The following is a 23,750-nucleotide window of genomic DNA, read 5'->3' on the forward strand; positions in this document are numbered from 1 at the left end:
TGTGTCTGTATAACCTCTGTGCCCTCGACCTCCCGGCGGCGCGGCGCGGGGGCCCCCCCCCCGCCCCGCCCGCCGCGGGCGGGCGCCGCGGCCCCACCACCTCCCAGCACCCGAAGCAGCACACCACAGGGGTAGCCCAGTTGAACGGGATCAGCGTCGCGCGCGGGGTCCTCGTCACCGCCCGCCGCCAGCGCCTGCTGGCCGCCATCCGGCAGGAGGGCGGCCGCTGGGACTGGCGGCGCGCCGAGGCGGAGTACGACACCTCGCCGGAGCCGCACATCATCCGACGCGATCTGATGGAGCTGTGCCGGGCCGGCGACCTCGTCCGGGTGGGCATGGGCGAGTACGAGGCGCCCCCGTCGAGCGACCCCCTCGGGTGACCCCCGCCGGCCGGCGGGGATGCGCCACCTCCGTGGCACAGCGCCGTCACAGCATGGTCACAGCCCTCGGCATCCGGTGGTCGCTCTGACACGGTGATGACATGCGAACTCGAATGATCGTCACCACCCTCACCGCTGCTGCCGCCCTGTCCCTCACCGCGTGCAGCAGCGACGGCGGCGGCACCGCCGAGCCGGCGAAGTCCTCCGCCACCGTGGCGGCGCCGGCCTCTAGCACCCCCGCGACCGCGGGCAGCTCCGCCCCGGCGGGCACCTCGGCGCCGTCCACCGCGCCGACCAAGGCCGCCGGCACCCCGAACACCGAGCAGTTGGCCAAGGAGCTGGCCATGGTGGCCGGCCTGAAGCAGATCGACCCCAAGCTGGCGCAGGACAACCAGAAGACCGTCGCCGCCGCGCAGCAGACCTGTGCGGACATCAAGGCCGGCAAGGACGACGCCACCGTGGCGAAGAACACCGTGGGGTACTTCGGTGCCGCCGGGGCGAGCCTGAACGAGCAGCAGGGCCAGATGGTCGCGGTGATCGTCAAGGCGGCGCTCTGCCCGTGACGCCGTAGGCGTGTCGCAGCGGACGTGACGGGGCCCGGGAGCGGTATCCAGCTCCCGGGCCCCTGCGGTGCCACCCAATTGCGCGCGCCGGCACGTTTAAGGCTGCGGATCATTCTCAGAGCCTCGTGTTCTGCCTTTGAACTACCGTGCCACGAGAGAGGCACAGAGGGGACTTGAACCCCCATCCGAGGCTTTCCGTCCGCACCCGTTCGATCCGGCGCTCGGCGGCGAATGCTGAGACTTGAGCGAGAGTCTGAGTTTCAGGGGGCTGCCTCTGCCGTTGGGCCACCCCGGCGCGGTGGTGCCGGGGGGAGGAGTCGAACCTCCACTGTCACCCCTGTGTCAGCTTCACTTTCAGTGTCAGCTTCTGCGCTGATTCGCGCACCCCTCCGCTCAAAGAGGGGGATCGTGGGTCCGGCCCGTTACTGGCCGAACAGGTAGCCGAAGACGGCATCGCCGGTCTTCCGGTCGACGACCTCGGTGGCGTTGGCCTCCTCGCGGGCGAACTGCACGGCCTGCTGCAGCTTCTCGACCCGCTGGACGAGCTCGTTGACCCGCCGGGCCGGCAGCGCACCGGAGAACTTGACGGTCGTCCAGTACCCGACCGCGACGTCCTCGTAGTACACCTCGACCTGGGCCGGGTGCTTCTCGGTGGCCTCCGCCTTCACGTGGTTGCGCGGCACCTTCTTCGTCCGGATGGTGCGGACGGGCTCCGTCTTCCACGCGTCGGTGGAGGCGTCCGGCGCCCAGGACTCGGAGGCGTCCAGCACGGGCAGCTTGCGGACGAAGGTGTAGAGGTCGGTGAGCTGCTTCTCGAGGAAGAGCAGGTAGGTGACCGGCACGTCGGTGAGCAGCGGCCGGCCGTCGACCACGACGTCCGCACGGGCGGTGCAGTTGGCGTGGTCCTTGGTGGCGGTCACGTCGAACAGCCGGGTGAGCGAGGCTGCGGTGTCGCGCAGGATGTCCTCGGCGCGCACCTGCACCCGGGTGGACTCCGGCGGCAGTTGCTCGCCCTCCTCGTCCTTGGGCTGGTAGGTGCGGGAGATCCCGGCGAGCAGGGCGGGCTTCTGCAGGCCGTGGTGGGCCGCCGTCAGCTCCTGGAAGGACTTGGACTTGACGCCCTTTTCGACCGCGATGATCTGGTTGAGTTTCGCCACGCCCGGAGGCTAACAGCGGCCGGTCCGGACTGTCGTGCGATTTTCCGGGCGGGCCGCGGCCCGGGGACGGGGGTCGGGGCACCGTCCCCGGGCCCGGCGCGGCGTCAGCTGTTGATCTGGTAGCTGTCGCCGTAGACCTTCCACTTCAGCGGGGTGTTGAGGTCGAAGTTGCGGTCCTTGACCCAGACCTTCTGCGCGGTGTCGACCCGGCTGGTGTCGGCGTGCGCCTCCTCCTTCTTCATGACGACCTTGCGGGCGTCCATGAAGGCGTTGAGGTAGGCCGCCTCGTCGCCGCCCTGGGCGGGGGTCTTGGCCTTCTTCATGGCCGCCTTGCGGATGCCGCCGAAGCTGTCCGAGCTGCTGCCGGGGCCGTGCATCACGATGGCGTCGTAGTAGACGAACTGGCCGAGCGCGCGCAGACCGTCGGCCTTGGCCTGCTGCACGGAGGGGTTGAAGTAGACCCGGTCGCGCTCGTCGTTCTGGGCCTTCTGGAAGACGCCGTCCTTGGCGGCGGTCGCCCAGTCCCTGGTGAAGGCGTTGCCGAGGCCGCTGTGCGAGTCGGTGCCGTTGACCTTCCGCAGGGCCGGCAGGTACTTGGCGAGGACGTTGCCGGGCTTGAGGTCGGTGTAGTGCTCGACCAGCTCCAGCATGTCGCCGGTGCCGGAGCAGAAGCCGATGATGCCGGCGGTGTAGCCGCGGCCGTCGCCGATGTCCTCGATGTACTTGTACTGGGACTTCCAGTCCAGCGAGGAGTTCTCCGCGCTGGAGACGATCTGCATGGCGATGTCCTTCTTGTGCGCGTCGTCCAGGCCGACGCCGGCGGCACGGACGACGGACGCGTCGGCGCCGCCGGCACTGACGGCCACGCTGGCGACGGTCAGCGGGACGGCGGCGAGCAGGACCGCGAGGGCGGTCCTGCCGGTGCGGCGGCCGGCCCGGTGGGTACGGAGGTTGGTGCGGGCGGTGCGGGGCTGTGCAGGCATGTGACGGCTCCGTCAGCTCGACTCGCGCGCAGGCACGGGAATGCCCGGGGCGCTCCGGTTAGGAAACTTTCCTAACAAGGATTGAAGCGGCCATGGCATTGAACCCGCAAGAGGGTCCGACCAACCTGCACGCCGCCTTAAGGCCCACCTAACGTTCGTCAACTCGCGCTGCCCGCAAGGCGTCTGGCGATCATGGGCAGAAACGCCGACGGGCCCCGCCCCGGACGCGTGGTCCGGAACGGGGCCCGTCGGGCCGATGCGCATCACGCGCCGCGCAGCACCGCCCCGGTGCGCGCAGCCGCCGCCGCCACCGCCGACTCGCGGGCGGCCGAGGCCTCGTCCGCGGTCAGCGTGCGGTCCGCGGCCCGGAAGCGCAGGCTGTACGCCAGCGACTTCTTGCCCTCGCCCGCCTGCTCACCGGTGAAGACGTCGAACAGCCGGACGGACTCCAGCAGCTCGCCCGCGCCCTCGCGCAGCGCGGCCTCCACCTCGGCGGCCGGCACCCCGGTGCCGACGATCAGCGCCACGTCCTGGGTCGCCACCGGGTAGGTGGAGACGGCCGGACCGCTCACCTTCTGCACGCCGTCGGCGAGCAGCTCGTCCAGGTCGAGCTCCATCGCGCAGGTGCGCTCCGGCAGGTGCAGCGCCTTGACCACCCGCGGGTGCAGCTCGCCGGCGTGGCCGACCACCCGGCCGTCCACCAGCAGCTCGGCGCAGCGGCCGGGGTGCCACGGCGCGCGCTGCGCCTGGCGGACGGTCAGCTCCAGGTTGGCCGCACGGGCGACCGTGCGGGCCGCCTCGACGGCGTCCGCCCAGCCGGCCGGCACGCCCTTGCCCCACCAGCCGGAGGGCTTCCGCTCGCCCGCGAGGGCGACCGCGACCCGGCGCGGCTGGTCCGGCAGGGCCGCGTTCAGCTCGGCGAGCTCCTCCTCGGTCGGCCGGCGCTCCACCGACAGCCGCGGCGCGACCTTGAGCTCGTCCTTCGGCAGGAAGACCGTGCCGGTCTCGAACAGCGCCAGGTCGGTGTTGCCGCGGCCGACGTTGCGGCGCAGCGCGCCCAGCAGGCCCGGCAGCAGCGTGGTGCGCAGCGCCGGCTCCTCGTCGTTGAGCGGGTTGACCAGCTTGACGGTGCGGCGGCGCCGGTCGTCCTTCTCCAGGCCGAGCGCGTCGAACGCGGCCTCGCCGATGAACGGGTAGGCGTTGATCTCGACGTAGCCGGCGCCGGCCAGGGCGATGCCCATCCGGCGGTGGAAGCGCTGCGCCTCGGTCAGGCCGCGGCCCGGCGGGACGTTGGGCATCCGGGCGGGCACGTTGTCGTAGCCCTCGAGCCGGATGACCTCCTCCGCGAGGTCGTACGGGTCGGTGAGGTCGGGCCGCCAGGACGGCGGGGTGACCTCGAGGACGTCGGCACCGACGACGGCGCAGCCGATCTCCTGCAGGCGGCGGGTGACGGTCTCGCGGCCGTACTCGGTGCCGGCGACGCGGTCGGGCAGGTCCGCCCCGATCGCGATGGTGCGCACCGGGCGCGGCGCGGCGATGTCGGTGACACCGGCCTCGGCGGTGCCGCCGGCGATCAGCACCAGCAGGTCGACGGCGCGCTGCGCGGCGGCACGGGCGGCCTCCGGGTCGACGCCGCGCTCGAAGCGCTTGGACGCCTCGGAGGGCAGCTTGTGGCGCTTCGCGGTGCGGGCGACGCTGATCGGGTCGAAGTGCGCGGCCTCGATGACGACCTCGGTGGAGCCGGTGACCTCGCCGGTCTCCGGGTCGAGCACCGGGTCGATGATCTCGGTGGTGGCACCGCCCATGACGCCGGCCAGGCCGATCGGGCCGGAGTCGTCGCAGATCAGCAGGTCCTCGGCGGAGAGCTTGCGCTTCACGCCGTCCAGCGTGGTGAGGGTCTCGCCCTCCTCCGCGCGGCGGACGAGGATCGTGCCCCGGACGCGGTTCCGGTCGTAGGCGTGCAGCGGCTGGCCGACCTCGAGCATCACGTAGTTGGTGATGTCGACGGTCAGCGAGACCGGGCGGATGCCGGCCTTCTGCAGGCGGCGCTCCAGCCAGATCGGGGACTTCGCGGCCGGGTCGACGCCGGTGACGGTGCGGGCGACGAAGCGGTCGCAGCCGGCCGGGTCGGCGACCTTGACCGGGTAGCCGAAGGCGTTGGCCGGGGGCACGTCGAGCAGCGCCGGGTCGGCCAGCGGCAGCCCGTACGCGGCGGCGGCCTCGCGGGCCACACCGCGCAGCGACAGGCAGTAGCCGCGGTCCGGGGTGACGGCGATGTCCAGCACCTCGTCGACGAGCTGGAGCAGCTCGATCGCGTCGGTGCCGGGCTCCAGGTGCGACTCCAGCACCAGGATGCCGTTGTGGTCGTCGCCCATGCCGAGCTCGCGGGCGGAGCAGATCATGCCGGCCGAGGTGTGGCCGTAGGTCTGCCGCGCGGCGATCGGGAACGGGCCGGGCAGCACGGCGCCCGGCAGCACGACGACGACCTTGTCGCCGACGTTGAAGTTGGTGGCGCCGCAGACGATCTCCTGCGGCTCGCCGGTGCCGTTGGCGTCGCCGACGTTCACGAAGCAGTGCCGGATCGGCTTCTTGAAGCCGGACAGCTCCTCGATGGAGAGCACCTCGCCGACCACCAGCGGGCCCTTGAGGTCGGCGCCGAGCTGCTCGACGGTCTCGACCTCCAGGCCGGCGCGGACGAGCCGGGCCGCCACGTCGCGGCCGGTCTCGCCGGCCGGAAGGTCGACGTACTCGCGCAGCCAGGAAAGCGGGACGCGCATCAGATCTCCATCCCGAACGGGAGGGTGAAGCGGACGTCACCCTCGACCATGTCGCGCATGTCGGCGACGTTGTGGCGGTTCATCAGGATTCGCTCCAGGCCCAGGCCGAAGGCGAACCCGCTGTAGCGGTTGGGGTCGACGCCGGCGGCGACCAGCACCCGCGGGTTGACGACGCCGCAGCCGCCGAGCTCGATCCAGCCCTCGGAGGAGCAGGTGCGGCAGGGGCGGTCGGGGTTGCCGACGCTCTCACCGCGGCACACGAAGCACTGCAGGTCCACCTCGGCGCTCGGCTCGGTGAACGGGAAGTACGAGGGGCGCCAGCGCAGTTCGAGGTGGCCGCCGATCAGCTTCTCGACCAGCACCTCGATGGTGCCCTTGAGGTCGGCGAAGGTGATGCCCTCGTCCACCGCGAGGCCCTCGACCTGGCGGAAGACCGGGGTGTGCGTGGCGTCCAGCTCGTCGGTGCGGTACACCCGGCCGGGGCTCACCGCGTACAGCGGCGGCTGCCGGTCCAGCATGGTGCGGATCTGCACCGGGGAGGTCTGGGTGCGCAGCACGACGCCGGAGTCGGCGGAGCCGTCCGGGGCCTGCACGAAGAAGGTGTCCTGCATGGAGCGGGCCGGGTGGTCCGGGTGCAGGTTGAGGGCGTCGAAGTTGAGCCACTCCGCCTCGACCTCGGGGCCGGAGGCGACCTCGTAGCCCATGGCCACGAAGGTGTCCTCGATGCGCTCGGCCATGGTGGTCAGCGGGTGCCGGGCGCCGCGCGGTGCGCGGTCGTACGGCAGGGTGACGTCCACCGCCTCCTCGACCAGCACGCGCGCGTCGCGCTCCGCCTCGAGCTCCGCCTGGCGGCGGGCCAGCGCCTGGTTGACCGCGCCGCGGGCCTGACCGATCAGCTTGCCCGCCGAGGCCTTGGCGTGCGGCGGCAGGGCGCCGATCTCCCGGTTGGCGAGGGCGAGCGGCGAACGGTCGCCGGTGTGGGCGACCTTGGCCTGCTTCAGCGCGTCGAGGTCGGCGGCGGCGGCGAACGCGGCGATCGCCTCGTCCCGGGCCTGCTCCACCACCTCGGGCTTGAGGGCCTCGACCTCGACCGGGTCGTACGACTTGTTGGGTGCCGACATCTCTATCTTTCCCGTGCTCCTGCTCGTGAAGTGGATGGCTCGCCCTTGCGCTACGCCCGGCGTGGCCGGAACACGGGCAGCCCCTGGCCCGGTACCGGGAGGGGTGTCCGCGGCACGGCCGCGCAGGGCGTCCCACAACGCCAAAGGTCGAGTGTAGTCGCAGCACGCCGACGGCCGTTTCGCCGTCCGTGGTCGTGCGCGCGGGGAGCCCGCCGGCCCGGACCTACAGCATGAAGTCCGGCACGCCCGCGGGCAGGATAAATCGGAACCGCGCGCCGCCCGAGGGGGCGCGGCTGATCCGGATGACGCCGCCGTGGGCCTCCACGATGCCCTTGACGATGTAGAGGCCGAGACCGGTGCCGCCGCGCTTGGAGCCGCGCCAGAAGCGGGTGAAGACGCGCGGCATGGACTCCTCGGGGATGCCGCTGCCTTCGTCGCTCACGGTGACCGCTGTCCCTTCCAGCATCCTCGGCGGGGTGCCCGGATGCTCCCAGCCGGCCGCCTCGACGATCTCCACGGCGGGGGCCACCTCGATGGTGACAGTCCCCTCCCCGTGCCGCACCGCATTTTCCAGCAGGTTGCCCAGCACCTGGTCGATCTTGTCCGGGTCGCCCCACTGCTGGCGGAGCCCGTCCGCGATCCTGATGTCGAAGCGCTCGGCCGGGATGCCGGAGGCCACCTTGCCGTCCACGTGCCGGCGGACGGCCGCCGCCAGGTCGACGACCTGCTTGCGGACCTCCAGCCGGCCGGCGTCGATCCGGGAGATGTCCAGCAGCTCGGCGATCAGGCGGGTGACCCGGTCCGCATCGGCGTCGACGGTCTCCAGCATCACCCGCTTCTGCCCGTCGTTGAACCGCTCCCACTTCGCCAGCAGGGTCGCCGTGAAGCCCTTGACGCTGGTCAGCGGGGAGCGCAGCTCGTGCGCCACGGTGGCGATCAGCTCGGCGTGGCTGCGCTCGGTGCGGCGCCTCGCCTCGGTGCCGCGCAGCGCCACCACCACCCGCTGCACCGGGCCGCCGGGCCGCTCCCGGACGTACCGGGCGGAGACCAGCACCTCGCAGCCGCCGGGCAGCAGCAGGTTGCGCTCGGGCTGCCCGCTGCGGATCGCCAGCCCGCCGTACGGGTCGGTCAGCTTCCACCAGCGGCGGCCGTCCAGGTCCTCCAGCGGCAGGGCGTCCTCGAGGGCGGTGCCGAGCACCGCCGCCGGGCGCCGCCCGGTGAGCCGGGCCGCGGCCCGGTTGAAGCAGACCACGCGGCCGCCGGCGTCCGCGACGACCAGGCCGTCGGGCAGCTCGTCGGGGTTCAGCTCCGTCCCGCTGCCGACCATGGGCGTCCTCCCCTGACCCACCACCGTGCTCCCCGCCGAGGCCGACCCTAGCGCCCCTGCGGCTGTGTGCGACACCCTCCGGGCGAGCGCTGGGCCCGGGCGGAGGCATAGAGGCAGACGGCGGCGGCCGTGGCCAGATTGAGGCTCTCGGCGTGACCGTGGATCGGCACGCGCACCACCTCGTCCGCCAGTGCGCGGGTCTCCTCCGGCAGACCCCAGGCCTCGTTGCCGAAGACCCATGCGCCGGGCGCGCCGAGGGTGCCCTCGTCGAGCTCCTGGTCGAGGTCGCGCTCGCCTGCGCCGTCCGCGGCCAGCACCCGCACGCCGGTCTCGCGCAGCCGGGCGACCGCCTCGGCGACCGGCACACCGGTGGCGAACGGCAGGTGGAAGAGGCTGCCCACGGAGGCCCGGACGGCCTTCGGGTTGTAGAGGTCCACCGAGGCGTCGGTGAGGACGACCGCGTCGGCGCCGGCCGCATCGGCGGTGCGCAGCACGGTGCCGGCGTTGCCGGGGTCACGGACGTGGGCGAGCACCGCGACCAGCCGGGGGCGGGCCTTGAGCACCTCCTCGAAGGGGGTGTCGATGAACCGGCACAGCGCCACGATGCCCTGCGGGGTGACGGTGTCGCAGATCTCCGCGATCACTTCCTCGGTGGCGGTGAGCAGCGGCAGCCCGGCCGCGCGGGCGGCGTCCGCGATGTCGGCGTGCCGCTCCAGCGCCTGCGGGGTGAGGTAGACCTCCACCACCGCGTGCTCGGACGACCCCGGCAGCCGCCCGTACGCCACGGCCTCCCGGACGGCCTGCGGGCCCTCGGCGAGGAAGCGGCGCTCCTTGCTGCGCTGGTTCCGCTTGGCCAGCCGGCGGGCGGCGACGACGCGCGGCGAGCGCAGGGAGGTGAGCAGGGGGGTGTCGGTGCTCTGCATGCTCTGTCTTCTGTCGAGGAGGCGGGGCCTCCGGGAGGCGTACCCTGCGGCGCCCGGCGGGGGGCGGCCGCGGCCTGGAATGCGCATCGGGCCCGCAGGCGGTGTGTACCTGCGGGCCCGAAGAGCTCAACTACTGAGGCTTCGCCTGGATCAGGCGGCGGCCTTGGGGGCGTTGACGTCCTCCGGCAGCGCCTTCTTGGCGACCTCGACGAGCGCGGCGAACGCGGCGGCGTCGTTGACGGCCAGGTCGGCGAGCATCTTGCGGTCGATCTCGACGCCCGCGGCCTTCAGACCCTGCACGAAGCGGTTGTAGGTGATGCCGTTGGCACGGGCCGCAGCGTTGATGCGCTGGATCCACAGCTGACGGAAGTCGCCCTTGCGCTTCTTGCGGTCGTTGAAGTTGTAGACGAGCGAGTGGGTGACCTGCTCCTTGGCCTTGCGGTACAGGCGGGAGCGCTGGCCGCGGTAACCGCTGGCCCGCTCGAGGATGACCCGGCGCTTCTTGTGGGCGTTGACTGCCCGCTTGACGCGTGCCACTTGATTACTCCTTGGGTTGGACCGCGGATGGCTCCGGGCGGTCCGTCAATCGATTGGGTCGGGAAGGATCAGCTCGTCCCGCGGCGGGGCCGCGGGTGGGCGATCACTTGCCGAGAAGCTTCTTGATCTTCTTGGCGTCGGCGGGGGCCATCTCGGCGTTGCCGGCCAGCTTGCGGGTCAGCGTCGAGGGCTTGTGCTCCAACAGGTGGCGACGGCCGGCACGCTCGCGCAGCACCTTCCCGGAGCCAGTGATCTTGAAGCGCTTGCTGGCGCCGCTGTGCGTCTTCTGCTTCGGCATGTCGCCGTATCTCCTCGTCGGTCCGCCCCGGCCCGCACATTGCTGTGCGGGCCGGGAGTGGATTCATCTCCTGGCCGGGGCGGGAGCCCCGGCCGCTGTGGCCGTCCGAACGGGGGCCGGGCCTTTCGGCTCAGCTCTCCTGCTCGGTGTCGACCGGCTGCTCGACCTCGGCGGCGGGCGCGGCCTCGACGGCCTCGACAGCCTCCTCGGCCTCCGGGGCGGCACCGGGGGTGCGGCCCAGGCGCTCGGCCTTGCGGGCGTCCGCGAGGGCACGCGCCTCGGCCATTGCCTCGGTCTTCTTCTTGTGCGGGCCGAGAACCATGATCATGTTTCGGCCGTCCTGCTTGGCCGAGGACTCCACGAAGCCCAGGTCCTGGACGTCCTCCGCGAGGCGCTGCAGCAGTCGGAAGCCCAGCTCGGGGCGGGACTGCTCGCGGCCGCGGAACATGATCGTGATCTTGACCTTGTCGCCCTGCTTGAGGAACCGGACGACGTGACCCTTCTTGGTGTCATAGTCGTGCGGGTCGATCTTCGGCCGGAGCTTCATCTCCTTGATGACCGTGTGCGCCTGGTTCTTGCGCGCCTCACGGGCCTTCATCGCCGACTCGTACTTGAACTTGCCGTAGTCCATGAGCTTGCAGACCGGCGGCCGTGCGGTCGCCGCGACCTCGACCAGGTCGAGGTCGTACTCCTGGGCAAGCTCCAGCGCCTTGGCAAGCGGGACAATGCCGACCTGCTCGCCGCTGGGACCGACGAGTCGCACCTCGGGGACGCGAATCCGGTCGTTGATGCGGGGCTCGGTGCTGATGGGGCCTCCTCGGTTGCACCTTCTTCAGTGCGGCCGTCGGGCGGCGGTCGCACGTCGTGGTTTCGACCACTGGGCGGGGCTTCATTCATGCTCCGCTGCCCGAAGAGGCACCGAACGCACGAAAAAAGCCCCGCACGGTACAGGCGGGGCTCCACACAACCGGGGCGCCCTCGGCGGGACGCCACTGGCGATCGCGCACCTCGCGGTGCCCGTCGCGGACCGGACCCGTCGACCCGTGGGCCGATCAGGTGGGAGACTGTCGCGGTTGCCCTCTCGGGCCTCCTGGGTGGAGCCTCCACTTGCTGGCCGGGTGTCCGTACGGACTCCTGGCCGGTCAGTCTCGAAGCATAGCAGCGTTTCCGCAGCCACCGGTATTCCGGCCCCGCCGACCCGGCCTTGTACGCTCCTGATGTAAGCCCACCGGCCAGACGGAGTGAGTCACCTTGACCAGCCAGCCCCACGAGCACGACGACCCGACGGTCGGCTTCGACGACCTGACCCGCGACATCGCCGAGGTCCCGGCCGTCGAGGTGATCACCACCGTCGCCGTCCACCTCATGAGCGCGGCGGCCGTCAAGTGCGGGCTCGCCGAGGGCGGCGAGGCCGACAAGGACCTGGACGAGGCCCGCAAGCTCATCACCGCCCTGGCCGGCCTGGTGACCGCCGGCGCACCGGAGATCTCCAACTTCCACGCGGCGCCCCTCCGGGACGGCCTGCGCTCGCTCCAGCTCGCCTTCCGCGAGGCCTCCGTCGTCCCGGACGCCCCCGGCGCCGGCCCCGGCGAGAAGTTCACCGGCCCCGTCTACTCCTGACGGGCAGCCCTGCGGGAGACCGCTGAGGGGCGCGGGGAACTGCGCGGTGCGGAAGGGCCGGGCCCGGCCTTCCGTCTCGCGCAGTTCCCCGCGCCCCTCGTGGTTCGCCCCACCTACTCGCCCGCGGTGTAGAACGGCTCTTCCGGGAGGCCGGTGCGGAGCAGGGCGAGCTGGAGGCCGCGGTCGAGGCGGACGCGGAGGGTGGCGTCGGCGGCGAGCCCCGCGACCAGCCGGTCGACGGCACTGCGCAGCTCCTCCTCACCTGCACCGTCCGCGGGCACCAGCGCGAGCACCGCGTCGGCCTCGCTGTCCGGCCGGAGGTAGCCGCGGGCCACCACGGGTTCGGCCGCGAGCAGCCCCCGCAGGGCGGCGTGGACGTCCGGGTCGGCGACCGGCCGGACGTAGCGGCGGTTCTCGGCGACGGCCCGCAACCGGGCGCCGGTGAGCTGGTAGGTGACGGGCCCGGCAGGGTCCACGAGCAGGGTGTCGGCCCGTTCCGAGTAGGCGACCATGGCGGCCTGCGGTGCGGCGACGGGTGCCGGCCGGGCGTCGGCCCGCCAGCGGGCCATGGTCTCCAGCGAGGTGAAGGCGGGAAGCGCGCGCCGCCCGTCCGCGGCCTCGATCACCGGGACGGCCATGTCGCTGGTCTTCTCGTGCTTCAGCCCGTTGGCGTCGGTCTCGACCTCGCCGAGGATGGCGACGATCGGGACCATCAGCCGGCTCGGGGTGAGGGCCTCCAGCAGTTCGGGCTCCCGTGCGCCGTCCTCGGCCCAGGCGTCCAGGGCGCGGGTGAGGCGGGGGTCGGCGGTGCCGTCGTCGTCGGCGAATCCGGGGTTCGGAATGTTCTTGCGCTCCACCCGTCGAGAGTATGCCTTCCATATGTCCGGCTTCTCAGAAGGTGCTCACCCCGGACTCACCTGAGCCCAATGCGCCGGCCGCAGGATCACCGCCATGACCTCGGCCCGACGGGCCCGCAGGGCCGCCCGCAGGCGCCGGCGCCGGATCCGGCGTGCTGCCGTGGTGCTCGTGCTCGCCCTGACCGCGGCCGGCGCCCGGCTGCACCACACCCGGTCGGCGGGCAGCCGCACGCTACCGGTGGCGGCGGCCTCACGGCGACGACGGCGGGCACCGACGGCTACTGGGGTCTGACGACGACCACGGCCGAGGACCAGCTGCGGCTGCTGCAGCTGGTGTTCGCCGAGGACGGGGGCGGTGTGCTGAACGACGCCTCCCGCGCCTACCTGCGGAAGCTGATGGGGCTGATCGCGGCGGACCAGCGCTGGGGCGTGTCGGCGGCGGACGACGACCACGCGGTGGCGCCGAAGAACGGCTGGCTGCCGCGGACGGCGGAGGGGGCCTGGGTGGTGAACAGCATCGGCCGGGTCGTCCACGAGGGGCGGGAGCTGCTGGTGGCGGTGCTCACCGACGGCTCGGGCACCGAGGAGGAGGGGATCGCCCTGGTGGAGTCGGTCGCGGCCGGCGCCGCCGACAGCCTCGCCTCGGCGTCCCCGGAAGCCTCCCCCGCGGCCTCGTCCGCAGCCCCCGCCACGGCCGCTGCGGCGTCGGGCACGCCCGCCTCTACCCAGCGGTAGCCGCCGTGTGGGACGCTGCCGCCATGGCCACCGACCTCGCCCCCGCCGCGCCCGGCACGGTCTCCGACCGCGCCCGTTACGACCGGGCCACCGCGCACCTCGACGCCCCGCTGGCGATCGTCGACCTGGAGGCCTTCGACGCCAATGCGGCGGACCTGGTGCGCCGGGCGGCCGGCAAGCCGATCCGGGTGGCCAGCAAGTCGGTGCGCTGCCGGGCCCTGCTGCAGCGGGTGCTGGCGACCGACGGCTTCTCCGGGATCATGAGTTTCACCCTGGCCGAGTCGGTCTGGCTGGCCCGGCAGGGTTTCACCGACATCGTGCTCGCCTACCCGTCCGCCGACCGGGCCGCGTTCGGCGAGCTGACCGACGACCCGAAGCTCGCCGAGGCGATCACCGTGCTGCTGGACGACCCGGCGCAGCTCGACCTGATCGACATCGCCCGCGAGGGGCCGGAGACGGTGCGGGTCTGCCTGGAGCTGGACACCTCGCTGGAGCTGTTCGGTGGGCGGGTCCGGTTCGGCGCCCGGCGCTCGCCGCTGCGCACCCCGGAGGCCCTGGCGGCCTTCGGCGAGCTGGTGCAGAACCGGCCGGGCTTCAGGGTGGTCGGGCTGATGGCGTACGAGGGCCACATCGCGGGCGTGGGCGACCGGGTGGCGGGGCGGCCGGTGCGTTCGCAGCTGGTGCGGCTGATGCAGGCGAAGGCGCGGGCGGAGCTGGCGGAGCGGCGGGCCGCGGTGGTGCGGCGGCTGCGGCAGGTGGCGGACCTGGAGTTCGTCAACGGCGGCGGCACCGGCAGCGTCGAGTCGACGGTCGCCGAGGACGCGGTCACCGAGGTGGCGGCCGGTTCCGGGCTGTACCAGCCGCGGCTGTTCGACAACTACTCGTCGTTCCGGGGGAAGCCGGCGGCGCTGTTCGCGCAGCCGGTGGTGCGGCGCCCTGGCGTGGGCGTGGTGACGGTGCTGGGCGGCGGCTATCCGGCCTCCGGCCCGGCCGGGACGGACCGCTCCCCCGTGCCGCACCTGCCGGCCGGCCTGCGCTACGACCCGCAGGAGGGCGCCGGCGAGGTGCAGACGCCGCTGCTCGGCGCCGCCGCGGACGACCTGCTGATCGGCGACCGGGTGTGGTTCCGGCACGCCAAGGCCGGCGAGCTGTGCGAGCGCTTCGCGGAGCTGCACCTGGTCGAGGGCGACCGGGTGGTGGAGACGGTGCCGACGTACCGCGGCGAGGGGCGCACCTTCCTCTGATCGGTGCGCCCCTCGCCGGCCCGGCCGTCGGTCAGCTGCCGCCGGCGGGGCCGCGGCCCTGGAAGGCCTTGATGCCCTTGACGATGGTGTCCATCTGGGCGAGGTCGGGGGCCTTGTCGGCGATGTCGAAGCCGAGGTGGACGGCGGCCAGCGTGCCCTGCTTCGCGCCGGGGAAGACCACCGTCTGCACGTAGCCGTCGTTGCCCTGCGGGGCGTCGACCTTCCAGCGCACCAGCCAGCCGCTGCGGCCGGCGACGGTGACCGCCTCGGACTTCAGCTCCTCGTGGGACTTCACGTCGCCGTAGGCCTCCTTGGCGGCCGCCGCGATGTCCTCGAGGGCGGCCTTCTTGGCGTCCGTGCCCTCGATGCTGTCGGTGACGACACCGCCGAGCGAGCAGCCGTCCTTGCCGTTGGGGCAGGTGTACGAGCCGATGGTGAGCATGGCGTGGCCGTCACCGGTCATGCTGCCCTCCCACCCGGACGGGACCGGCAGGCGGATGCCGTTGAGCAGGTCGATCGGGGGGGTGCCGTTCCGGCCCCCGCGGCCCTGGCCGCCGCCGTTGCCCTGGCCGCCGCCCTGACCCTCGCCCGGGAGCGGGAGGCCGTCGCCGGAGCCGCCGAAGGCGTCGCTGCCCGGGCCGCCGAGGCGGTAGCGCCCGTCGAACGGGCGGGCGGAGGCCCGGTCGCCGCGGTCGTCCATCGCGAGGTAGGTGATCCCGGAGCCGACCACGAGGCCGGCCAGGGCCGCCACGGTGGCGGCGACCACGACGGGGCGCGAGGGCCGGCGGCGGGTCTTCGCCGGGGTGGCGTCGGTGACCGGCGGCAGTTCGGGGTAGCGGACGGTCGGGCCGTCCTCCAGGACGCGTCCCTCGATCACGGTCGGCTCACCGGGCTCACCGGGCTCACCGGCGGGGGTCGTGGACCCGGCGACGTCCGCCGGGGTCTCGGCGCCGGGCGCCGGGCGGGTGGTGGCCGTCCAGCCCTTGCCGTCCCAGTAGCGCTCGGGGCGGGGGTCGCTGGTGGTGTCCTTCGGGTCCGGGTACCACCCGGCGGGAATCTGCTCGCTCACGCCATCGAATCTAAGGGCGGGCGGATAAGCGCCATATCAGCAGGAGGGCCGAAACGTCCGATTCCCGATGAGATTACGGTGAGAATCGGATCAGACTGCCGTTCACCCCCGCCGCGTCGTCGCTCGCCAGCCAGGCGGTGGTGGCGGCGAGGCGTTCCGCGTCGGCGCCGCCCAGGGCGTTGAACCGGATGCCCTCGGGCCCGAACCGGTCGGCGAGCTCCCGGGTGAGGGCGGCGACCCCGGCGGCCGCCACGGTCGCGGCGATGCCGCCCTCCACGGCCGGGCCGGCCAGGTTCACCACCGAGCCGTGGCCGTGCCGCCGCAGGTACGGCAGGGCGGCGCGGCACCCGAGGAAGACCGCGGTGAGCCGGGTGTCCTGGACGGCCCGCCAGGCGTCCGGCGGGGTCTCCAGCACCGGGCCGTCGGCGGGCGGGGCGCCGGACGGGCCGTTGAACACCACGTCCACGCCGCCCAGCGTCTCGTACGCCTCGTCGAACAGCGCCTCCACCATGTACTCGTCCAGCGGGTCGGTGTGCACGAACAGGCCGCCCACCGAACGGGCGACGGCCTGGCCCGCCCGTTCGTCGGCGTCCGCGCAGACCACCCGGGCGCCCTCGGCGGCCAGCCGCCGGGCGACCGCCGCCCCCGGCTCGCCCGCGAAGCCGCTGACGCCCGACACCACCGCCACCCGCCCGGCCAGCCGCCGCGGCACCGCCCCCGGTTCCGTCCCCGCCATCCGCCACCTCCGACGCCCGCCGTGCACGCTCCGAACCAACACGGTTACCGTACGTCGTAGCGGCCGCGGCGGCGGTGTGGCGCGTGCCGCACCCCCCGATCGCCCCATCACGGCAGTTGAGGAGGCAGAATGCCCGCCATGACTCCTCGGCCTGTCATCGGCATCAGCACCTCCGTCCTGGACGCGGCCTGGGGCCGCTGGGACAGCATCCGCACGGTCCTGCTGGCCGAGCGCTACCCCTCCGTCGTCCAGGCCGCCGGCGGGCTCGCCGTCCTGCTGCCCCCGGACGCGGCGGAGCACGCCGCCGACGCGGTCGCCCGGATCGACGCCCTGGTGATCGCCGGCGGCGCCGACATCGACCCGGCCCGCTACGGCGCACCGCGGCACCCGATGACCGACGGCGGCGAGCCGGAGCGCGACGTCTGGGAGTCCGCCCTGCTGCGGGCCGCCCTCGCCGCCGAGCTGCCGGTGCTCGGCATCTGCCGCGGCATGCAGCTGCTCAACGTGGTCTGCGGCGGCACCCTGCTGCAGCACCTGCCGGACGTGGTCGGCCACCACGGCCACGTGGGCGCGCCCGGCACCTACGGGCGCCACCCGGTGCAGCCGGTGCCGGGCACCCTGCTCGGCGAGCTGCTGCCGGACGCGTCGGTGGACGTGCCGACCTACCACCACCAGGCCGTGGACCGGCTCGGCGAGGGCCTGTCGGTCTCCGCCTGGGCCGAGGACGGCACGGTCGAGGCGATCGAGGGCGCCGGGTTCACCCTCGGCGTCCAGTGGCACCCGGAACAGGGCGACGACCTGCGGCTGATGACCGCGCTGGTGCGGACGGCCGCCGCCGTCCGGGCGCAGGCCGCGATCACTGCCTGAACGGTCCGCCGGCCTCCCGGTCGGTCCGCCGGGAGGCCGGCGAGCACACCGGTCCGGCCCCGCCCCGCCGTTCTGCCCCGCCTGCCGTCCCGCCCCGCCGCACGGACCTTGCCCCGTCCGGGGAACGGGCGGCGGGCGGCAACGACAACGGTCACCAGTGCAGCCTTTGGATCTTCGTCGGATCTGGGGTTCACTTCGGATGCGGGCGGCCCTCGCCCGTACGGGCAAGGCGTGCACGAGAGGACTCCGATGGCCGGGCACCACCACGAGCACGACCGCCACGACCACGACCACGGCGCGCAGAAGGGCGGCCACGGCCACGGACACGGCCACGGGGTGGCCGCCGACGCCGACCGGCGCTGGCTGGTCTCCGCGCTGGTACTGATCACCGTCTTCATGGCGGGCGAGGTCGTGGTCGGCCTGGCGGCGAGTTCGCTGGCCCTGATCTCGGACGCGGCGCACATGCTGACCGACGCGGCGTCGATCGCCCTCGCGCTGGTCGCCATGCGGCTGGCGGCCCGCCCGGCCCGCGGCGGCTACACCTACGGGCTGAAGCGGGCCGAGATCCTCTCCGCGCAGGCCAACGGCGTCACCCTGCTGGTGCTCTCCGCCTGGCTCGCGTACGAGGCGGTGACCCGGCTGATCGACCCGCCCGAGGTGGAAGGTTCGCTGGTGCTGGTCACCGCGCTGGTCGGCATCGTCGTCAACCTGGCGGCCACCTGGTGCATGTCGCGGGCCAACCGCAGCTCGCTGAACGTCGAGGGCGCCTTCCAGCACGTGGTGACCGACCTGTACGCCTTCATCGCGACCGCGATCGCGGGCGCGGTGGTGATGCTCACCGGCTTCGTCGAGGCGGACGCGATCGCCTCGCTGGTGGTGGTGGCGCTGATGCTGAGGGCCGGCGCCGGGCTCGTCCGGGACTCCGCACGGATCTTCCTGGAGGCCGCCCCGGCCGGCATCGACCCGGACACCGTCGCCGACCGGCTGGTCGCCGTGCCGCTCGTCGAGGAGATCCACGACCTGCACATCTGGGAGATCACCTCCGGCGAGCCGGCGCTCTCCGCGCACATCCTGGTCGCCCCCGGCGGCGACTGCCACGCCGTCCGCCGCGAACTCCAGCGCCAGGTCCGCGAGGAGTACGGCATCACGCACGCCACCCTCCAGGTCGACCACCTCGGCGAGGAGGGGCCGCAGGAGCTGCTGCAGATCACCCGCACGTCGACCACGGCCGCGGCCGCCGGCGACGAGCACTGCGCGGACGCCCACGGCCCGGTGCACCGCAGCGGCCCGCACCCGCACTGACGCCCCGACAGGGGGTCCACCGGCGGCAGCGGACCGACACCGACACACCGGTACGGCATGATGCGAGGGGTGACCGCACCGCGCCTGATGCTGCTCGACACGGCGAGCCTCTACTTCCGTGCCTACTTCGGCGTGCCGGAGTCCCTGAAGTCCCCCGCCGGCGAACCGGTGAACGCCGTCCGCGGGCTGCTCGACTTCATCGCCCGGCTCGTCCAGGACCACCGCCCCGACCAGCTGGTCGCCTGCATGGACGCCGACTGGCGGCCGCAGTGGCGGGTCGACCTGATCCCCACCTACAAGACCCACCGCCTCGCCGCCGAGCCGGCCGTCGAGGGCGAGGAGGAGATCCCCGACACGCTCTCCCCGCAGGTGCCGGTGATCGAGCAGGTCCTCGACGCCCTGGGCATCGCCCGGGTCGGCGTCCCCGGCTACGAGGCCGACGACGTCATCGGCACCCTCACCACCCGCGCCGCAGGACCGGTCGAGATCGTCACCGGCGACCGCGACCTCTTCCAGCTCGTCGACGACGCCCGCGGCATCACCGTGCTCTACCCGGTCAAGGGCGTCGGCTCGGCCGAACGCGTCGACAACGCCCACCTGCTGGAGAAGTACGGCGTCGGCGGGGCCTCGTACGCGGACATGGCCGCCCTGCGCGGCGACACCAGCGACGGGCTGCCCGGGGTCAAGGGGATCGGCGAGAAGACCGCCGCCCAGCTGATCCAGACCTACGGCGACCTCGCCGGGGTGCGCGCCGCAGCCGCCGACCCGTCCTCCGAGCTCACCCCCGCCCGCCGGAAGAACCTCCTGGAGGGCGCCGCCTACCTGGACGTCGCCCCCACCGTCGTCCGGGTCGCCACCGACATCCCGCTGCCCGCTTTCGACCCCGCCCTGCCCGCCGAGCCCCTGGACCCGATGGCCCTGGAATCCCTCGCCGACCGCTGGGGCCTCGGCAGCTCCCTCGACCGCATCCTCACCGCCCTCGCCGGCTCCTGAGCACGACGCAGGGGGCAGCGCTGAGGGGCGCGGGGAGCTGCGCGCGGCGGAAGTGACGGCGATCGGCCTTCCGTTCCGCGCAGTTCCCCGCGCCCCTCGGGGTCTGCCCTACCCCACCGAGGAGTAGGCGATGATGCCGCGGCGGAGGGCGTCGACGGCCTTGCGGGCGGTGGTGCGGAGGTCGGTGTCCTCGCCGGCTGCGTCCTGGATCTGGCCGAGGACGTCGATCAGCTGCTTCGTCCAGCGGACGAAGTCGCCGGCCGGGAGTTCGGCGTCGCGGAGGACGGCGTCCAGGTTGTGCCCGAGGGCCCAGCGCCAGGCGACCCAGGCGAAGCCGAGGTCGGGTTCGCGCTGGCCGACGCCCTCCGCGGTGGAGATCCTGTGCTGCTCCTCCAGTGCGTCGAGGTGGCCCCAGATGCGGACCATCTTGCCGAGCGCCTCCTTGGCCGCGCCCTCCGGCACCCGCGGTGCGACGGCGTCGTCGGACTGCCGGGCCTCGTAGACGAGGGCCGAGGCGCAGGCGGCGAGCTCGGCCGCGGAGAGGCCCTTCCAGACGCCTTCGCGGATGCACTCGGAGGCGAGCAGGTCGAGCTCCCCGTAGAGCCGACCGAGCCGCTTGCCGTCGTCGGTGACGGTGTCGCCCTGCAGGTAGCCGAGGTCGGAGAGCAGGCCGCAGACCCGGTCGAAGGTGCGGGCGATGGTGTGGGTGCGGGAGCGCATCCGGCGTTCGAGCAGTTCGGTGTCGCGGTGCAGCCGGTGGAAGCGCTCGGCCCAGCGGGCGTGGTCCTCGCGCTCGTTGCAGCCGTGGCAGGGGTGCCGGCGGAGTTCGGCCCGCAGCCGGGTGATCTCCGGGTCGTCGGCGGCGGCCGCGCGCCCGCGGCGGAACCGCTCGGGTTCGAGGTGGCCGGCCTTGGTGCGCAGGGCGGAGGCGAGGTCGCGGCGGGACTGCGGACTGCGCGGGTTGAAGGACTTCGGGATCCGCATCCGTTCGATGGCGGCGACCGGGTGCGGGAAGTCGATCATGGCGAGCCGCTTGACCTGGCGTTCGGCGGTGAGCACCACCGGGCGCGGGCCGTCCTGGTAGTCGGGGTGCCGGGGGCCGCCGCGGTGGCCGCGGCCGACCGGCGGCAGGCCGGGGTCGAGGACGAGCGCGAGGCCGGCGAACTTGCCGGTGGGCACGTGGATGACGTCGCCGGGCTTGAGCTGCTCGATGGACTCGACGGCGGCGGCGCGGCGCTGGCTGGTGCCCTCGCGGGCGAGCTCGTTCTCACGGTCCTTCAGCTGCCGCCGCAGCGCCATGTACTCGTCGAAGTCACCGAGGTGACAGGTCATCGACTCGCGGTACCCCTCCAGGCCCTCCTCGTTGCGCTGGACCTGGCGCGCGATGCCGACCACCGAGCGGTCGGCCTGGAACTGGGCGAAGGAGGTCTCCAGCAGCTCGCGGGAGCGGTGCCGGCCGAACTGGCCGACCAGGTTGACCGCCATGTTGTACGAGGGCCGGAAGGAGGACTTCAGCGGGTAGGTACGGGTGCCGGCGAGGCCGGCGAGCGCCTCCGGGTCGAGGCCGCGCTGCCAGAGCACGACCGCGTGGCCCTCGACGTCGATGCCGCGGCGCCCTGCGCGGCCGGTGAGCTGGGTGTACTCGCCGGGGGTGATGTCGGCGTGGGTCTCGCCGTTCCACTTGACGAGCTTCTCCATGACCACCGAGCGGGCGGGCATGTTGATGCCCAGGGCGAGGGTCTCGGTCGCGAAGACGGCCTTGACCAGGCCCTTCACGAAGAGCTCCTCGACGACCTCCTTGAAGCGGGGCAGCATGCCGGCGTGGTGGGCGGCGATGCCGCGCTCGAGCCCGTCCAGCCACTCGAAGTAGCCGAGGACGTGGAGGTCCTCGTCGGGGATGTCGTAGCAGCGCTGCTCGACGATCTCGCGGACCTGGCGGCGTTCGCTGTCGCGGTTGAGCCGCAGGCCGGAGGCCAGGCATTGCTGGACGGCGGCCTCGCAGCCGGCCCGGCTGAAGATGAAGGTGATCGCGGGCAGCAGGCCCTCGGCATCGAGGCGCTCGATGACGTCGAGCCGGCCGGGCGTCCAGACCCGGCCGGGGCGGCCGGCGGGCATGGAGCGGCCGCGGCCCTTGGCGAAGCGGTCGCGTCCGCCGCGGTCCATCTCGGAGCGGGCCAGCCGGACGAGCTCGGGGTTGACGGCCTTGGCCGGGTTGCGCGGGGCGTCCTTGGGCCGGCCGTCCCTGTCCGGGTTGGCGAACAGGTCGTACATCCGGTTGCCGGCCATGACGTGCTGCCACAGCGGGACGGGCCGGTGCTCGGAGACGATCACCCTGGTGCCGCCGCGGACGGTGTCCAGCCAGTCGCCGAACTCCTCGGCGTTGGAGACGGTGGCGGAGAGCGAGGCCAGCACCACGGACTCCGGGAGGTGGATGATGACCTCCTCCCAGACGGCGCCGCGGAAGCGGTCGGCCAGGTAGTGCACCTCGTCCATCACCACGTAGCCGAGGCCGTCGAGGGCGCTGGAGCCCGCGTAGAGCATGTTGCGCAGCACCTCGGTGGTCATGACCACCACGGGCGCGTCGCCGTTGACGCTGTTGTCGCCGGTGAGCAGGCCGACCTTGGCGGCGCCGTAGCGCTTCACGAGGTCGCCGAACTTCTGGTTGGACAGCGCCTTGATCGGCGTGGTGTAGAAGCACTTGCGGCCGCTCGCGAGGGCCAGGTGCACGGCGAACTCGCCGACGATGGTCTTGCCGGAGCCGGTGGGCGCTGCGACCAGCACGCCCTCGCCCGCCTCCAGGGCCCGGCAGGCCTCGATCTGGAAGGGGTCGAGCGGGAAGTCGTAGAGCTGCTGGAAGCCGTGGAGGGCGGTGGCCTGCTCGGCGGCCCGGCGGCGGGAGGCCGCGTACGCCTCGGCCGGGCTGAGCTGCTCCTCCTCGGGCAGGGGGGAGTTCATCGGCGTCACCTTCTCTTCCCGTGGGTGTACTGCCCGTGCGGGCGGGACGGGTGCGCAGACGGCGACGCCTGCGGCCGCGGAGCCGGTCCGACCTGGGGTCCGACCGGGGCGCAGCGGGTGTGGTGGGTGTGGTGATCGAGCATCTCGCCCAGAGGTTACCCGGCGTGGCCGACATCGATAGCACCCTTTTCCGGGTCCTGCGGGGAGTGCTCGCGGGCTTCGCCGACGGCTGTCACGGGGTGCGGTCGGGCGGCTGCGACGGGTCGCAGGCGTGTTCGGCGCGGGCCTTGTGAATGGCCGTTCAATCACATCCTTAGTTGCAAATGTCTTCAAGTCGTCGTCGAACTGGCATCAAAAGTCATGCACTCGCTCATCCGTGATCTATACCGATCATCCGGCGAAGATTTCGCGACCGTCTCCCTACAGTCATTGCCGAACCCGCCCCGAACGGCGCGGGCACCGCGACAGCAGGAGGAATGACGATGGCGAACCCGGAGACCGCGCTCAAGGAGGCCATGACGATCGAGGGCGCGATCGGCGTCGCCCTGGTCGACTACGGCAGCGGCATGGCCCTCGGGACGCTCGGCGACTCCGCCGAGCTCGACCTCAACGTGGCAGCCGCCGGCAACACCGACCTCGTCCGGGCCAAGATGCGGACGATGGAGATGCTCAACCTGCAGGACAACGGGATCGAGGACATCCTGATCACCCTCAGCAGCCAGTACCACCTGATCAGGCCGCTCACCACCTCCAGTGGCCGCGGCCTCTTCCTCTACCTGGCCCTCGCCCGCAGCCGCTCCAACCTCGCCATGGCCCGTCACCAGCTGAAGCGGATCGAGGCCGGACTTGAGGTCTGACCCGACCCGCGGCCGCACTGACCCGGAGCCGGAGAGGGGGCCGCGTGCCCGTACCGCTGTACCAGGCCAAGGCGGAGTTCTTCCGGATGCTCGGCCATCCCGTCCGCATCCGGGTGCTCGAACTGCTGCAGGCAGGTCCCACCCCCGTCCGTGATCTGCTCGCGGACATCGAGATCGAGCCGTCCAGCCTCTCCCAGCAGCTCGCCCAGCTGCGCCGGGCCGGCCTGGTGACGGCGACCCGGGACGGCTCCACCGTCGTCTACGCACTGGCCGGCGCCGATGTCGCCGACCTGCTCCGTGCGGCGCGCCGCATCCTGACGGAGCTCATCCAGGACCAGGGCGTCCTGCTGGCGGAGCTCAGGGCCTCCGACTGACCGGCCCGCGCGGCCTCCGCCCGACACCACCCCGAGGACCACCGCCCGCCGGGCGGGGGATCGATGACGCACGTT

23 protein-coding genes are annotated in these 23,750 nt (G+C 73.0%); 10 read left to right on the forward strand and 13 right to left on the reverse strand.

Going from position 1 to position 23,750, the window contains the following annotated elements; translation table 11 throughout:
- Positions 1 to 140: 140 nt before the first annotated feature.
- The gene (locus tag AB0M03_RS26275; RefSeq protein WP_363494949.1) at positions 141 to 380 is read left to right on the forward strand and encodes a hypothetical protein; all 240 of its coding nucleotides are present in this window, start codon (positions 141 to 143) and stop codon (positions 378 to 380) included.
- Positions 381 to 481: 101 nt separating this feature from the next.
- The gene (locus AB0M03_RS26280; protein ID WP_363494951.1) at positions 482 to 943 is read left to right on the forward strand and encodes a hypothetical protein; all 462 of its coding nucleotides are present in this window, start codon (positions 482 to 484) and stop codon (positions 941 to 943) included.
- Positions 944 to 1,365: 422 nt separating this feature from the next.
- Here the strand turns inward: AB0M03_RS26280 and AB0M03_RS26285 are convergent, their stop codons facing one another.
- The 9 genes from AB0M03_RS26285 to infC form a co-directional block, all read right to left on the reverse strand.
- On the reverse strand, positions 1,366 to 2,100 hold the full coding sequence (locus AB0M03_RS26285) for a hypothetical protein (RefSeq protein WP_363494953.1): 735 nt from the start codon (positions 2,098 to 2,100) through the stop codon (positions 1,366 to 1,368).
- A 104-nt stretch (positions 2,101 to 2,204) separates the two neighbouring features.
- On the reverse strand, positions 2,205 to 3,083 hold the full coding sequence (locus tag AB0M03_RS26290; protein WP_363494955.1) for a chitosanase: 879 nt from the start codon (positions 3,081 to 3,083) through the stop codon (positions 2,205 to 2,207).
- A gap of 263 nt (positions 3,084 to 3,346) precedes the next feature.
- Positions 3,347 to 5,860 (reverse strand): phenylalanine--tRNA ligase subunit beta, encoded by a 2,514-nt coding sequence (pheT, locus tag AB0M03_RS26295; RefSeq protein WP_363494957.1) that lies wholly within the window; start codon positions 5,858 to 5,860, stop codon positions 3,347 to 3,349.
- The gene (gene pheS, locus AB0M03_RS26300; protein WP_363494959.1) at positions 5,860 to 6,981 is read right to left on the reverse strand and encodes a phenylalanine--tRNA ligase subunit alpha; all 1,122 of its coding nucleotides are present in this window, start codon (positions 6,979 to 6,981) and stop codon (positions 5,860 to 5,862) included. Before pheS ends, pheT begins: the two co-directional genes overlap by 1 nt.
- A 223-nt stretch (positions 6,982 to 7,204) precedes the next feature.
- Entirely contained in the window at positions 7,205 to 8,308 is a 1,104-nt protein-coding gene (locus AB0M03_RS26305) for an ATP-binding protein (protein WP_363494960.1), read from the reverse strand.
- Positions 8,309 to 8,355: 47 nt separating this feature from the next.
- Complete coding sequence (locus tag AB0M03_RS26310) at positions 8,356 to 9,231, reverse strand: RNA methyltransferase (protein WP_363494962.1); 876 nt, start codon at positions 9,229 to 9,231, stop codon at positions 8,356 to 8,358.
- Between the two features lie 150 nt (positions 9,232 to 9,381).
- Positions 9,382 to 9,768, reverse strand: coding sequence for a 50S ribosomal protein L20 (rplT, locus tag AB0M03_RS26315; protein ID WP_363494964.1), 387 nt, complete (start codon positions 9,766 to 9,768; stop codon positions 9,382 to 9,384).
- A 103-nt stretch (positions 9,769 to 9,871) separates the two neighbouring features.
- A complete protein-coding gene (gene rpmI, locus AB0M03_RS26320) occupies positions 9,872 to 10,066 on the reverse strand; it encodes a 50S ribosomal protein L35 (RefSeq protein WP_263102510.1) in 195 nt (64 codons plus the stop codon).
- Positions 10,067 to 10,196: 130 nt separating this feature from the next.
- Complete coding sequence (infC, locus tag AB0M03_RS26325) at positions 10,197 to 10,874, reverse strand: translation initiation factor IF-3 (protein ID WP_363495069.1); 678 nt, start codon at positions 10,872 to 10,874, stop codon at positions 10,197 to 10,199.
- Positions 10,875 to 11,317: 443 nt separating this feature from the next.
- Between infC and AB0M03_RS26330 the strand changes: the two genes are divergently transcribed.
- Positions 11,318 to 11,686 (forward strand): DUF1844 domain-containing protein, encoded by a 369-nt coding sequence (locus AB0M03_RS26330; RefSeq protein WP_363494966.1) that lies wholly within the window; start codon positions 11,318 to 11,320, stop codon positions 11,684 to 11,686.
- Between the two features lie 113 nt (positions 11,687 to 11,799).
- Here AB0M03_RS26330 and AB0M03_RS26335 read toward each other — a convergent pair whose 3' ends face one another.
- Entirely contained in the window at positions 11,800 to 12,543 is a 744-nt protein-coding gene (locus tag AB0M03_RS26335) for an SseB family protein (RefSeq protein WP_363494967.1), read from the reverse strand.
- 333 nt (positions 12,544 to 12,876) lie between these two features.
- On the opposite strand from AB0M03_RS26335, the gene AB0M03_RS26340 reads away from it, so the two are divergent.
- Entirely contained in the window at positions 12,877 to 13,278 is a 402-nt protein-coding gene (locus AB0M03_RS26340; protein WP_363494969.1) for a hypothetical protein, read from the forward strand.
- A gap of 23 nt (positions 13,279 to 13,301) precedes the next feature.
- Positions 13,302 to 14,522 (forward strand): amino acid deaminase/aldolase, encoded by a 1,221-nt coding sequence (locus tag AB0M03_RS26345; RefSeq protein WP_363494971.1) that lies wholly within the window; start codon positions 13,302 to 13,304, stop codon positions 14,520 to 14,522.
- A 31-nt stretch (positions 14,523 to 14,553) separates the two neighbouring features.
- On the opposite strand, the gene AB0M03_RS26350 is transcribed toward AB0M03_RS26345, so the two are convergent.
- Both AB0M03_RS26350 and AB0M03_RS26355 read right to left on the reverse strand, forming a co-directional pair.
- Complete coding sequence (locus AB0M03_RS26350; protein WP_363494972.1) at positions 14,554 to 15,591, reverse strand: DUF2510 domain-containing protein; 1,038 nt, start codon at positions 15,589 to 15,591, stop codon at positions 14,554 to 14,556.
- Between the two features lie 73 nt (positions 15,592 to 15,664).
- Positions 15,665 to 16,327, reverse strand: coding sequence for an SDR family oxidoreductase (locus AB0M03_RS26355; RefSeq protein WP_363494974.1), 663 nt, complete (start codon positions 16,325 to 16,327; stop codon positions 15,665 to 15,667).
- Between the two features lie 138 nt (positions 16,328 to 16,465).
- On the opposite strand from AB0M03_RS26355, the gene AB0M03_RS26360 reads away from it, so the two are divergent.
- The 3 genes from AB0M03_RS26360 (at position 16,466) to AB0M03_RS26370 (ending at position 19,489) form a co-directional block, all read left to right on the forward strand.
- Entirely contained in the window at positions 16,466 to 17,194 is a 729-nt protein-coding gene (locus AB0M03_RS26360) for a gamma-glutamyl-gamma-aminobutyrate hydrolase family protein (protein WP_363494976.1), read from the forward strand.
- A 249-nt stretch (positions 17,195 to 17,443) separates the two neighbouring features.
- Positions 17,444 to 18,496, forward strand: a complete 1,053-nt coding sequence (locus AB0M03_RS26365) for a cation diffusion facilitator family transporter (RefSeq protein WP_363495070.1) — start codon at positions 17,444 to 17,446, stop codon at positions 18,494 to 18,496.
- Between the two features lie 60 nt (positions 18,497 to 18,556).
- Positions 18,557 to 19,489 carry a 5'-3' exonuclease gene (locus AB0M03_RS26370; protein WP_363495071.1) on the forward strand — a complete coding sequence of 311 codons (933 nt, stop codon included), beginning with the start codon at positions 18,557 to 18,559 and terminating at the stop codon, positions 19,487 to 19,489.
- Positions 19,490 to 19,597: 108 nt separating this feature from the next.
- On the opposite strand, the gene AB0M03_RS26375 is transcribed toward AB0M03_RS26370, so the two are convergent.
- Complete coding sequence (locus AB0M03_RS26375) at positions 19,598 to 22,444, reverse strand: DEAD/DEAH box helicase (protein ID WP_363494978.1); 2,847 nt, start codon at positions 22,442 to 22,444, stop codon at positions 19,598 to 19,600.
- 482 nt (positions 22,445 to 22,926) lie between these two features.
- Here AB0M03_RS26375 and AB0M03_RS26380 point away from each other — a divergent pair, with 482 nt between their 5' ends.
- Complete coding sequence (locus tag AB0M03_RS26380; RefSeq protein WP_263102517.1) at positions 22,927 to 23,301, forward strand: hypothetical protein; 375 nt, start codon at positions 22,927 to 22,929, stop codon at positions 23,299 to 23,301.
- Between the two features lie 44 nt (positions 23,302 to 23,345).
- A complete protein-coding gene (locus tag AB0M03_RS26385) occupies positions 23,346 to 23,675 on the forward strand; it encodes a metalloregulator ArsR/SmtB family transcription factor (RefSeq protein ID WP_363494979.1) in 330 nt (109 codons plus the stop codon).
- Positions 23,676 to 23,750 lie beyond the last annotated feature (75 nt).

The sequence above is a fragment of the Kitasatospora sp. NPDC051914 genome (genome assembly GCF_040680995.1).
Lineage (GTDB): Bacteria > Actinomycetota > Actinomycetes > Streptomycetales > Streptomycetaceae > Kitasatospora.

Excerpts from the sequence above, each read along its gene's own strand:
- AB0M03_RS26280 (WP_363494951.1), top strand. The coding sequence starts at position 482 with ATGCGAACTCGAATGATCGTCACCACCCTCACCGCTGCTGCCGCCCTG.
- AB0M03_RS26365 (WP_363495070.1), top strand. The coding sequence starts at position 17,444 with ATGGCCGGGCACCACCACGAGCACGACCGCCACGACCACGACCACGGC.
- AB0M03_RS26375 (WP_363494978.1), bottom strand. The coding sequence starts at position 22,444 with ATGAACTCCCCCCTGCCCGAGGAGGAGCAGCTCAGCCCGGCCGAGGCG.
- AB0M03_RS26355 (WP_363494974.1), bottom strand. The coding sequence starts at position 16,327 with ATGGCGGGGACGGAACCGGGGGCGGTGCCGCGGCGGCTGGCCGGGCGG.
- AB0M03_RS26345 (WP_363494971.1), top strand. The coding sequence starts at position 13,302 with ATGGCCACCGACCTCGCCCCCGCCGCGCCCGGCACGGTCTCCGACCGC.
- pheT (WP_363494957.1), bottom strand. The coding sequence starts at position 5,860 with ATGCGCGTCCCGCTTTCCTGGCTGCGCGAGTACGTCGACCTTCCGGCC.
- AB0M03_RS26380 (WP_263102517.1), top strand. The coding sequence starts at position 22,927 with ATGGCGAACCCGGAGACCGCGCTCAAGGAGGCCATGACGATCGAGGGC.
- AB0M03_RS26305 (WP_363494960.1), bottom strand. The coding sequence starts at position 8,308 with ATGGTCGGCAGCGGGACGGAGCTGAACCCCGACGAGCTGCCCGACGGC.
- pheS (WP_363494959.1), bottom strand. The coding sequence starts at position 6,981 with ATGTCGGCACCCAACAAGTCGTACGACCCGGTCGAGGTCGAGGCCCTC.
- AB0M03_RS26370 (WP_363495071.1), top strand. The coding sequence starts at position 18,557 with ATGCGAGGGGTGACCGCACCGCGCCTGATGCTGCTCGACACGGCGAGC.
- rpmI (WP_263102510.1), bottom strand. The coding sequence starts at position 10,066 with ATGCCGAAGCAGAAGACGCACAGCGGCGCCAGCAAGCGCTTCAAGATC.
- AB0M03_RS26360 (WP_363494976.1), top strand. The coding sequence starts at position 16,466 with ATGACTCCTCGGCCTGTCATCGGCATCAGCACCTCCGTCCTGGACGCG.
- AB0M03_RS26290 (WP_363494955.1), bottom strand. The coding sequence starts at position 3,083 with ATGCCTGCACAGCCCCGCACCGCCCGCACCAACCTCCGTACCCACCGG.
- AB0M03_RS26310 (WP_363494962.1), bottom strand. The coding sequence starts at position 9,231 with ATGCAGAGCACCGACACCCCCCTGCTCACCTCCCTGCGCTCGCCGCGC.